This window comes from Capnocytophaga sp. oral taxon 329 str. F0087 (assembly GCF_000213295.2).
GTDB classification, from domain to species: domain Bacteria; phylum Bacteroidota; class Bacteroidia; order Flavobacteriales; family Flavobacteriaceae; genus Capnocytophaga; species Capnocytophaga leadbetteri_A.
Genome location: NZ_KN390043.1, coordinates 1,504 through 12,568, shown reverse-complemented (window position 1 = coordinate 12,568; position 11,065 = coordinate 1,504). Strand labels below are relative to the sequence as shown.

Here is an 11,065-nt window from a genome sequence, read left to right as displayed (position 1 = left end):
CCTTTCAACCACTTGCCTGAGGACATCGATAGCTTTGCCGCTGTCATTCTTTCAGGCTCTCCTTATTCGGTACGCAGTGCCGAAGCCTTGCACCCCGACTTATCGGCTATCAAGGGCAAAAAACCGCTTTTAGCCGTTTGCTACGGGGCTCAATACTTAGCGCACTTCGGCGGTGGCGAGGTAGCTCCTTCTAATATCAGAGAGTATGGGCGCGCTCACCTATCGTATATCAACCCAACTAACGACCATCTATTCGAGGGCATCAGTCAGGGCAGCCAAGTGTGGATGAGCCACAGCGATACTATCAAACAGCTACCCGAAAGGGGCATATGCTTAGCCAGCACTGCCGATGTAGCCAATGCTGCCTACCGCATAGAGGGCGAAGACACTTATGCTATACAGTTCCACCCCGAGGTATCACACTCGGTCGATGGCACTAAACTACTGAGCAACTTCCTATTCAAAATAGCACATATCACCCCTAATTGGACACCCGATAACTTTGTAGAAATGACTGTTGCCAACCTCAAAGAGCAGGTAGGGAGCGAGAAAGTAATATTAGGTCTTTCAGGGGGGGTAGACTCCACTGTAGCCGCTGTATTGTTACACAAAGCTATCGGTAGTCAGCTACACTGCATATTCGTCAATAACGGATTGTTGCGCAAAAACGAGTTTGCTAACGTACTCAAGCAATACGAGGGTATGGGCTTAAATGTAAAAGGAGTAGATGCTTCCGAGCGTTTTCTTTCTGCTTTAGCAGGCAAAACTGACCCTGAAGAAAAGCGCAAAACTATAGGACGTGTATTTATAGAGGTGTTTGACGATGAAGCTCATAAGATAACCGATGCTAAATGGTTAGGGCAAGGTACTATCTACCCCGATGTGATAGAATCGCTATCTGTAAAAGGCCCTTCAGCTACTATCAAATCGCATCACAATGTAGGTGGGCTGCCCGACTATATGAAGCTAAAGATAGTAGAGCCCCTGCGAATGCTCTTCAAAGATGAAGTGCGCCGTGTAGGACGCACCTTAGGCATCGACCCCGAACTATTAGGCAGACATCCTTTCCCAGGTCCTGGGTTAGCTATACGTATATTGGGCGACATCACTCCTGAAAAAGTAGCTGTACTACAAGAGGTTGATGCTATCTTTATTGACGCCCTCAAAGAGGAAAAATTATATGATAAGGTATGGCAAGCAGGCGCTATATTACTTCCTATCAATAGCGTAGGGGTAATGGGCGATGAACGTACCTACGAAAAAGTAGTAGCTCTCCGTGCCGTAGAAAGCGTAGATGGTATGACTGCCGACTGGGTAGACCTACCTTACAAGTTCCTGCAAAAAGTGTCCAATACTATTATTAATAAGGTGAAAGGCGTAAACCGTGTGGTGTACGACATCAGTTCTAAACCGCCTGCCACTATCGAATGGGAATAGCATTTTATAATTCAGAATTTACAATTCATAATTATCTAATTATCACTATGAAACGTTTTTTAACACTAACCACCCTACTGTGCTGCGCCTTTAGTTATACTCAAACCAAGCATACGGCGAGCAACTATGAGAGCATCGAAAGTGTAGCCAAAATCTACCGTTTTTCGCCTGCTGACATTTTAAAACTCAACCCTGGCGTAAAAGATGGTATACAGAAAGGTACTACCATCAACATTCCAGTTAGCAAAGTGAAACACTACAGCACCCAGCGTCCTGTAGGGTTTACCTCACACGTGGTACAACCTAAGGAAACTTTCTTTGGTTTATCACAAAAATACAACATCACGATTGACGACCTAAAGCGCTATAACTTAGAGCTTTACTCTCGTGAGCTAATGGAGAATGAGCGCATAACTATTCCGCTATTTAGCAAGACCCCCGAAATGGTACAAAAAGGTGTTCAGGGGCAAAAACGCTATGTGGTAAAGCCACAAGAAACATTGTGGAAAATAGCTAAAAACCACAATGTAAGTGTAGAAGAGTTAGAGCGTATCAACAAGAAAGAGAAAGGCTTCAACCCTAACAGCCTAAAAGAAGGTCAAGAGATATGGGTACCTGCCTCAGCCGTAGATAGCTCAGAACCTACTCCAAATACTACCGAAAGCAACAATAAAGATTTAGTGCTTTACTTCGTAGAAAAAGGAGAAGGCTTCTACAGCTTAGAGCGCAAATTTGGGCTTTCAGAAGCTGAGCTTATCAAGTTAAACCCTACGCTAAAAGAGGGTCTAAAAACAGATGCTCAAATATGGGTACCAAAGGAAAATTACGACCGTTATAAAAGTAGTGCTTTCACGATGACGAACTACAGCTTTGAGAACTCTAACAGCACATTGCGTTCTGCCTCCTCACCCGCTAATGTCAAAGAGATTTCGTACATTTTGCCTTTCAAAGTATCAGACATCAGTGGTAGCGATAAGAGTCAAGCGCTAAAAGCACGCCTTAGTGATAACAAAATCACCCCTGTAGCAACTGATTTCTATTCAGGAGCGCTAATAGCTTTAGACTCTCTACAGAAAATGGGCTACAAATTCAAAGTAAATGTATTCGATAGCGAGGGCGACCTAAAGAAGATTGCCAGCAACGCTGGTGTACAGGCTTCACAATTGGTGATAGGCCCTTTCACTACCAAATCGTTTAATGCCTTAGCTGGCTTGCTAAACAATAGCAATACAGCTGTATTAGCTCCTTTGGCTAACAAAAATATCACCCTTAACCCCAATGTATACCAAACGCTTCCTAGCGATGAGGCTTTACAAGGGCAGATGATAAACTATCTAAACAAAACGTATGCTGATGAGAATATGATTATATTGGCAGACAGCAAAAACGCTGCCCTACGCGAGAAGTTAGAGCGTACTTTTCCTAATGCTAAGGTAGTAACCGAAATGTCAGCTAATGGTTTTGCCAATGCGCTCAACTATAGCAAAGAGAACGTGGTGGTACTACAATCCAATGATATAGGCTATGTATCTTTAGCAGTACGACTACTGCACAATGCTCTAAAGGTAAAAAAGAACAATGTGGCTCCTAAAATAACACTTACTACTTTAGAGCGCGGCTCTGTTTTTGATTCTACCAGCTTGTCTAACAATCAGCTATCTGATTTACATTTCACCTACCCTACGGTCAATAAGTATGCTAATGGCAGCGATACTTTCTCATCTCGCTACCTAAAAACCTATGGTATATTACCTAACAAATACGCTATCAGAGGCTTCGACCTAACTATGGACGCTGTATTGCGTTTAGGTGTTTCAGGTAATTTCAGCAGTGCAAGTACACGTATAGGCGAAACTTCATTCTTAGAAAACAAGTTTGCTTACTTTAAGAATGCCTACAAAGGCGGTGGTTTCGAAAACCAAGGCGTGTATATAGTACAGTACGACAATATGGAAATAAAACAGGTATTATGAAGGTAAGTATTCATCAAAGTTGGAAAGAGGTATTGCAAGAAGAGTTTAGCAAACCTTATTTTGAGCAGTTAGTGCTGTTCGTAAAACGTGAATACTCAGAAAATATTTGTTACCCTAAGGGGCAACAAATATTTTCTGCTTTTAACCATTGTCCGCTACCAGAGGTAAAAGTAGTGATTATTGGGCAAGACCCTTACCACGGAGAAGGGCAAGCTAACGGATTGTGCTTCTCTGTGCACGATGGTATTCCGCACCCTCCCTCATTGGTCAATATTTTCAGAGAGCTCAACACCGATTTGGGTGTCCCCTACCCTCTTAGCGGCAACTTAGAGCGTTGGGCTTCACAAGGGGTATTACTGCTCAATGCTACCCTTACCGTAAGGGCTAATAATGCTGGCAGTCACCAAAAACAAGGGTGGGAGACCTTTACTGATGCAGTAATAAAAGCGGTATCAGCACATTGCAACCACGTAGTATTTATGCTTTGGGGGGGCTATGCTAAAGAAAAAGCTAAACTTATAGACCCTGCTAAGCATTGTATATTAACGGCAGGACACCCTTCGCCCCTAAGTGCTAATCGCGGTTACTGGTTTGGCAATAAACATTTTAGCCAAGCCAATGCCTACCTAAAGGCTAACGGCAAAAACGAGATTATCTGGTAATTTACTAATTCGCTAATTAACTAATTTGCTAATTATGATGCTCCCTTTCCTTGGATTTTTACTTTTTGTATTATTGCTACTGATGAGCTTTTGGCTACTAGCTTTCTTATTAGTAGTGTTGCCTTATTGGTGGATTGGCAATTTATTAGAGAAAAAGAAATAACTTTTTTAAACATCATTTAAAAACTATATGAAATGGCTTTTATCCCTGCCTATCATTAGGCATCTGATTCAGTTTTTAAAGAGCATTCCGCTGTCTAAGAATGCCTTTTCGCTGTATGACTTGCTCGAACTATACATTTCCGGACTTATCAAAGGGACGCTTACCCATAGGGCAAGTGCCATTGCCTATAGCTTTTTCTTAGCCATCTTTCCTTTTCTGTTGTTTATACTCAACCTTATCCCCTATATTCCTATCGACCACTTTCAGGTAGATTTCTGGGTCTTTATAGACGGACTTCTCCCTCCGGGTACCCATCAGTTTTTCTCAGACATCTTTTTTGATATAGCCGAAAAAAGGCGCGGCAGCTTGCTATCGTCAGTTTTTTTCCTCTCTATCTTTCTAATGACCAATGGTATTATGGCTATCTTTGGCGGGTTTGAGTTCTCTTATCACATACAGCTAACCCGTACCTATGTCAAACAGTATCTATACGCCCTAATGGTTGCTATCATCTTGTCCCTATTAGTGCTATTTGTAGTGATTACCTTTATGGGCTACGAAATCTATTTAGTGCCTTACTTAGAAGAAATAAACTTCCTAACCGACAACGAAACTCTACTAAAAGTATCAAAATTAGGCTTTGTAGCGGTGATGACCTACATTGCTACCTCTATTTTATTCTATTTTGGCACTATAGAAGGGCGAGAAAGCAAGTTTTTTTCAGTAGGTTCTACTTTTACTACAATTCTTTTTGGGGTTACCACCTATCTTTTTGGTATTTATATCGAAAACTTCTCACAATACAACCAATTATACGGCTCAATAGGGGCATTACTTATCTTTTTACTCTATATTTGGATAAACTCCAACATTCTTTTGCTCGGTTTTGAGCTGAATGCTACCCTACTAAAACTAAAGAAAAACTAAAGTACCCTGAATTGATGTATTTCGTAGATGTCATATTGCCCCTTTCGCTCAATAAGCTCTATACCTATCGTATCAATAAGCAAGAAGCACTTTTCCTCAAAAAGGGAATGCGCATAGCGGTACCTTTTGGCAAAACGAAAGTCTATACCGCTATCGCATACGAAATACATACTAACGAACCCGTATACGAAACTAAAGATATAGCTTATATATTAGACGAAACCCCTATAGTAACCGAGCGACAACTCGCCCTCTGGCAGTGGATAGCCCAATACTATATGTGCACCTTGGGCGAGGTGATGAAAGCCGCTCTACCTACTGCTTTTATTTTAGAAAGTGAAACCATCATAGAAATAGACGAAAAAGAGATGGACAGCCAGCTCTTTAGTGATGACGAATGGCAAGTATACGAAGCGCTACATTATAAAACAGCTCTAACAGGCAGTGAGGTAAGCCGTATAATTCCTAAGAAAAAGACACTAAAAGTACTAAAGAACTTAGTAGAAAAAGGAGCGGCAAGAGTTTCCGAAAAGATTTTTGAAAAGTACGTACCAAAGCTTATTAAGTACGTGCGATTAGCCCCTGCTTATCAAACAGAAGCGGGACTAAAAGAAGCCTTAACAATATTAGGGCGTGCCCAGAAGCAAAAACAGTTGATTATGGCGTATTTCACCCATATTAACAAAGAAAAAACACCTCTAAAAGCCGATACACTTATAGAAATAGCCAAAGTATCTGCTCCGATACTCAAAGCGGTTGTCGAAAAAGGCATTTTTGAAGAATATTACCTACAAAAGGACCGTGTGAGCTTTGCTGATGATGAAACTTCAACAGAAAGAAAACTTACAACCGCACAACAGACGACCCTCGCTTCTTTAAAACAACAATTTACTGAAAAGAAAACCGTTTTGCTACAAGGCGTACCTGCTTCTGGCAAGACAGAACTCTACATAAGCCTGATAAAAGAATGCTTAGAGAGAGGGCAACAAGCACTATACCTACTGCCCGAAATAGGACTAACAGTCCACCTAATCAATCGATTAAAAAAGCACTTTGGGCAACACCTATCGGTATACCATTCTAAATACAGCACCAATGAGCGGGTCGAGGTGTGGAACAACGTATTACATAACCACCCTAAAGCGCAAGTGGTTGTTGGGGTGCGCTCATCGGTATACCTACCTTTTCAAAATTTAGGTTTAGTGGTGATAGATGAAGAACACGACAGTTCTTATAGGCAGTTCGACCCAGCGCCACGCCTACAAGCCCGCGACACCGCTATTATGCTATCAAGCTCTTTTGAGGCTTATACCCTGCTGGGGAGTGCAACTCCTTCGGTAGAAAGTATGTATAACGTAAAGCAACAAAAATATGGTTTCGCTTATTTAGGCGAACGGTATGCTAACTATATGCCGCCTCTTATCGAAATCATCGACCTAAAAGATAAGCAACATCGCAAGCAAATGACAGGGCATTTCTCCGATGCGCTGATAAAAGCTATACAACAAACACTGAGCGAAGGGCGACAAGTGTTGCTCTATCAAAACAGACGAGGCTATGCGCCTATAGTGCAGTGTACTCATTGTGGCACCGTACCCCAATGTCCTCACTGCGATGTAAGTTTAACCTTTCACCAAGGCAGTCAGCAGTTGCGCTGCCACTACTGTGGTTATAGCATACCGATGTATAAAACCTGTGTAGCCTGCGGAAGTATTGATTTGAAAACGAAAGGCGTAGGCACAGAGCAAATTAGCAAAGAGTTATCAGAACTATTCCCCAACGCTCGTATCGATCGTATGGATCAAGATACCACCAATGGCAAATATGGCTATGAGAAAATACTATCAGATTTTGAACAGCAAGAAACCCAAATTTTAGTAGGTACTCAAATGATTACCAAAGGTTTGGACTTTACCAATGTGGGCTTAGTAGGGGTTATGAATGCTGATGCCGCTATCCACTCCCCCGACTATAGGGCGTATGAGCGGAGTTTTCAACTGCTGATGCAAGTATCAGGGCGTGCAGGACGCAGTGCGCAACAAGGGCGCGTACTTATCCAGACCTATAACCCACAGCATCCGGTACTACTACAGGTATTGCGCAGCGACTTCAGAGGGCTCTACCAACACCAAATAGAGGAACGAACCGCCTTTGGCTATCCGCCTATAATACAAATGATTAAAATCACACTCAGGCATACTGACTTCAACCGCGTAAGCGAAGGAGCCGATTGGTTTGCCAAAGCCTTAAGAGAGAAGATAGTACAAGAAGGTGTAAGCGTATTAGGACCCGAATTTCCTGCTATACCGCGCATTCGCAATGAATATATAAAAGAAATATTAGTAAAAATTGATGCTCAAAAAGCCTCTATACGGCAACTAAAAGCACTAATTTTGCGTACAGAAGTATCGCTACAGTCTATAGGTAGTTTTAGAGCGATAAGAACGAGTTACTTGGTGTAAGAAGTGAATATTTTACTAATGATTAGTTGCTAATTGTCAATATTTTATTACTTTTGCAAACGTGATGAATATAAAGATTTTAGATACACCCTACGGGATATGCCATTTAAGCGTAGTGCCCGTGCGCTTAGCTCCTGATGAAGGGGCTGAAATGGTAACGCAATTGCTCTTTGGCGAGTTGCTACAAGTGCTAGAAAAACACAACAGCTGGAGTTATATACGGCTACTCTTTGACAACACTGAAGGATGGGTAGACAACAACCAAATTACCGAAATATCGGATAAAGACTACCGCAAGTCGCTAAAAAAGAAAGACAAATACGCTCATAAATGGCTTACAAATCTCCGCCTAAAGACCGGAGATGACCTTTTTCTACACATTCCCAAAGGGGCTACCTTCTCACATAACCATCTGTTGCACACTTCTCAGTCTACTCAGCGACCATCAAATAAGGGCGTGGTAGCTACTGCTTTAGAGTATCTAAATGTTCCCTACTTATCAGGTGGCAAAACACCTTTTGGCATAGACGCTTCCGGATTAGTGCAAATGGTGTTCAAGTTAAACGGCATACATCTACCTCGCACTGCCGACCGACAGGCGCTTTGCGGAAGTGCTATCAGCTTTATAGAAGAGAGTCAAGCAGGCGACTTAGCTTTTTTTGATGATGAAGAAGGCAATATTATACACGTAGGCATATTGTTGGGCGACAATAAAATCATTCATTCATATGGCAAAGTACGGATAGACAGATTAGACCACATCGGTATTTTCAACAGCGAACTGCGCAATTATACTCACCAACTCAGAACAATGCGCACAATGGTATCTGAAAAACTAACGACTAAAGGCTAAAGACTAACAACTAATAATCAAACAAATGAAAATAGCACTTCTTGGTTATGGCAAAATGGGCAAAACTATTGAGCAGATAGCCCTTAAAAGAGGACACGAAATTGTACTCAAAATAGATAACGACCACACTGATTACGACATCACTCAAGCCGATGTCGCCATAGAGTTTAGCACTCCTAACAGCGCTTTTGCTAATATCAGCAACTCTCTGCGCCACCGCGTACCCGTAGTAGCAGGCACTACGGGTTGGTTAGCTCATTATGATGAGGCGGTAGCCCTATGCAAAACTCACGATACGGCTTTCTTATACGCCTCAAACTTCAGTGTAGGAGTAAATATTTTCTTTGCTCTGAATCAAACTTTAGCTAAACTGATGGCCTCCTTAAATGATTACCACATCAGCATAGAGGAAATTCACCACACACAAAAATTAGATGCTCCCAGCGGAACCGCTATCACCCTTGCTGAAGGTATTATAGCCGAGACTGATAAGAGCGCTTGGCAATTGGGTACTACTGCTGATGAAAACATTATACCAATAGAAGCCAAACGCATCGGCAATACCCCTGGTACCCATATAGTAACTTATAGCAGCGATATAGACACTATAGAGATAAAGCATACTGCCCACAACCGCAATGGTTTTGCCTTAGGTGCTGTAATAGCTGCCGAATGGCTACTCAACAAAAAAGGCACTTATTCTATGAAAGATGTTCTAAATCTAAAATAAATTTAAGCCTAACTGCTTTCTCAAAAGAAAAAAGGCATTATCTTTGCAGTGCAAAATAACAACTTACAATTTTTATGTATAAAATCATTTTTTCGGATATAGATGGTACTCTGCTAAATGGAGACCGCACCCTCTCTGAAGCTACCATTAGGCAAGTGAAAAGACTGAAAAGTACGATTCCTTTCATACTAGTATCCTCTCGGATGCCCGACCAAATGTACCACCTGCAGAAGGATTTAGGTATAGAAGGGTTACCGATTATCGCTTATAACGGAGGGTTGGTGCTCAACGGCGAAAAGGTACTACATAGCGCAGTCATACCCTACCCTGTCCTAAAGGAAATTGTTACTATTAATGAAGAAAAGTTTGGCGGAGAGATACACATCAGTTTTTATCGCAATAATAAATGGTATGCCCCCCAATACGACCAATGGGCAAAACGCGAAGAAAACAATACTTTAGTAAGTCCTACGATACGCCCTAACCGAGAAGTTTTATCAAGGTGGGAAACCGAGCAAAAAGGAGCCCATAAATTGATGTTAATGGGTGAAACAAATCTTATAGAGTCTATGTTTCAACTATTGAATGAAAAATATGCCTCTGTTATGCAAATATACAGAGCTAAAGACACCTATATAGAGGTTGCTGACATTAGTATTTCTAAACTTACAGGGGTAAAAATTGTATTAGACGAAGTATACCACTTATCACTAAACGAAGCTATAGCTTTCGGCGATAACTATAATGATTTAGAGATGCTCAAAGGGGTAGGTTGTGGGGTAGCCGTAGACAATGCCCGCGATGAGGTAAAAGCTGTAGCCAAACATCTAACAGACCACCATTCTAAAGACGGTGTCGCCTCTTTTTTAGAGAAATTATAGCATAATTCACCATTGATAATTCATAATTAATATGATATACATTTACATTTTAATTGCAGTACAACTGCTAAACGGACTTTTCTTCTGGAAAGGATATGAAAAAGCAGGCTACAAAGGGTGGCAAGCCTTTGTACCTTTTTATAATACGGTGATATTTTTAAGAATCATCGAACGCCCTTGGTGGTGGGTATTCCTACTCTACCTACCCGTGATAGGCAACATTATGGCAATAGTGATGAACTACGAGTGGCTACACGTATTTGGTTACCGCCAAAAACGCTACACCCTCTTATCGGTTGTTACCCTTGGGCTCTTCACTGCCTATCTGATGTACCAACCAAAAGTAGTATATGTAGGAAAAGACTATGAAGTGATAAAGAAAAACGTCTCTACTTGGGTGAGTGCTACTCTCTTTGCGGTAGTAGCAGCTTCGGCTATACACACCTATTTCATTCAGCCGTATATGATACCTACCTCATCATTAGAGAAAACTCTATTAGTAGGCGATTTTCTTTTTGTGAGCAAGTTTCACTACGGAGTGCGTATCCCTATGACCCCTCTATCTCTACCAATGGTACACGATTCTATACCTATAATAGGCACTAAATCATACCTAAAAGTACCTCAGCTACCTTACCTACGCCTACCTGCTTTTCAAAAAGTAGAGCGCAATGACATCACGGTGTTCAACTGGCCTACCGACACAGTACGATACTTCCGCGACAACTCTAAAATACACATCGATAAGCCTATCGACAAAAAATCTAACTACGTAAAACGCACCGTAGCCGTAGCGGGTGATAAACTGCAAATCATAGACGGCGATGTTTGGATAAATGGTAAAAAAGAAATCTATCCTGTAAGGGCTAAATTGCAAAGCTCTTATATAGTAGTAACTCAGCCCAATATAGACCTTTCGCCACAGCTGATGTACCAACAATTTGGTGTAACTGACCCTTCGGGAATGATAGCTGCTA

The 11,065-nt window shown here is 41.6% G+C and carries 10 protein-coding genes; all 10 read left to right on the top strand.

Translation table 11 applies throughout. From position 1 onward, the window contains the following. A partial coding sequence (guaA, locus tag HMPREF9074_RS10105; RefSeq protein ID WP_034540582.1) for a glutamine-hydrolyzing GMP synthase occupies positions 1-1,437 on the top strand: 1,437 nt, incomplete at its 5' end. Between the two features lie 47 nt (positions 1,438-1,484). After that, positions 1,485-3,410, top strand: a complete 1,926-nt coding sequence (locus HMPREF9074_RS10100) for an amino acid ABC transporter substrate-binding protein (protein WP_034540581.1) — start codon at positions 1,485-1,487, stop codon at positions 3,408-3,410. Further along, the gene (gene ung / locus HMPREF9074_RS10095) at positions 3,407-4,072 is read left to right on the top strand and encodes a uracil-DNA glycosylase (protein WP_009388940.1); all 666 of its coding nucleotides are present in this window, start codon (positions 3,407-3,409) and stop codon (positions 4,070-4,072) included. Before HMPREF9074_RS10100 ends, ung begins: the two co-directional genes overlap by 4 nt. 34 nt (positions 4,073-4,106) lie before the next feature. Beyond that, positions 4,107-4,235: a hypothetical protein gene (locus tag HMPREF9074_RS12715; RefSeq protein ID WP_009388939.1), complete on the top strand. Its 129-nt coding sequence runs from the start codon at positions 4,107-4,109 to the stop codon at positions 4,233-4,235. 27 nt (positions 4,236-4,262) lie between these two features. Further along, positions 4,263-5,162, top strand: coding sequence for a YihY/virulence factor BrkB family protein (locus tag HMPREF9074_RS10090; RefSeq protein ID WP_009388938.1), 900 nt, complete (start codon positions 4,263-4,265; stop codon positions 5,160-5,162). A 14-nt stretch (positions 5,163-5,176) separates the two neighbouring features. Next, positions 5,177-7,624: a replication restart helicase PriA gene (priA, locus tag HMPREF9074_RS10085; RefSeq protein ID WP_009388937.1), complete on the top strand. Its 2,448-nt coding sequence runs from the start codon at positions 5,177-5,179 to the stop codon at positions 7,622-7,624. Between the two features lie 64 nt (positions 7,625-7,688). Beyond that, complete coding sequence (locus tag HMPREF9074_RS10080) at positions 7,689-8,477, top strand: C40 family peptidase (protein WP_009388936.1); 789 nt, start codon at positions 7,689-7,691, stop codon at positions 8,475-8,477. A 25-nt stretch (positions 8,478-8,502) separates the two neighbouring features. Then, entirely contained in the window at positions 8,503-9,207 is a 705-nt protein-coding gene (dapB, locus tag HMPREF9074_RS10075; protein WP_009388935.1) for a 4-hydroxy-tetrahydrodipicolinate reductase, read from the top strand. A 74-nt stretch (positions 9,208-9,281) separates the two neighbouring features. Beyond that, positions 9,282-10,088 carry a Cof-type HAD-IIB family hydrolase gene (locus HMPREF9074_RS10070; protein ID WP_009388934.1) on the top strand — a complete coding sequence of 269 codons (807 nt, stop codon included), beginning with the start codon at positions 9,282-9,284 and terminating at the stop codon, positions 10,086-10,088. Between the two features lie 31 nt (positions 10,089-10,119). Then, positions 10,120-11,065 (top strand): signal peptidase I (lepB, locus tag HMPREF9074_RS10065; RefSeq protein WP_084063441.1); only part of this gene is annotated, 946 nt, incomplete at its 3' end.

Coding starts and splice junctions, on each gene's coding strand:
- HMPREF9074_RS10080 (WP_009388936.1), top strand. CDS start 7,689: ATGAATATAAAGATTTTAGATACACCCTACGGGATATGCCATTTAAGC.
- HMPREF9074_RS10100 (WP_034540581.1), top strand. CDS start 1,485: ATGAAACGTTTTTTAACACTAACCACCCTACTGTGCTGCGCCTTTAGT.
- dapB (WP_009388935.1), top strand. CDS start 8,503: ATGAAAATAGCACTTCTTGGTTATGGCAAAATGGGCAAAACTATTGAG.
- HMPREF9074_RS12715 (WP_009388939.1), top strand. CDS start 4,107: ATGATGCTCCCTTTCCTTGGATTTTTACTTTTTGTATTATTGCTACTG.
- HMPREF9074_RS10070 (WP_009388934.1), top strand. CDS start 9,282: ATGTATAAAATCATTTTTTCGGATATAGATGGTACTCTGCTAAATGGA.
- priA (WP_009388937.1), top strand. CDS start 5,177: ATGTATTTCGTAGATGTCATATTGCCCCTTTCGCTCAATAAGCTCTAT.
- ung (WP_009388940.1), top strand. CDS start 3,407: ATGAAGGTAAGTATTCATCAAAGTTGGAAAGAGGTATTGCAAGAAGAG.
- HMPREF9074_RS10090 (WP_009388938.1), top strand. CDS start 4,263: ATGAAATGGCTTTTATCCCTGCCTATCATTAGGCATCTGATTCAGTTT.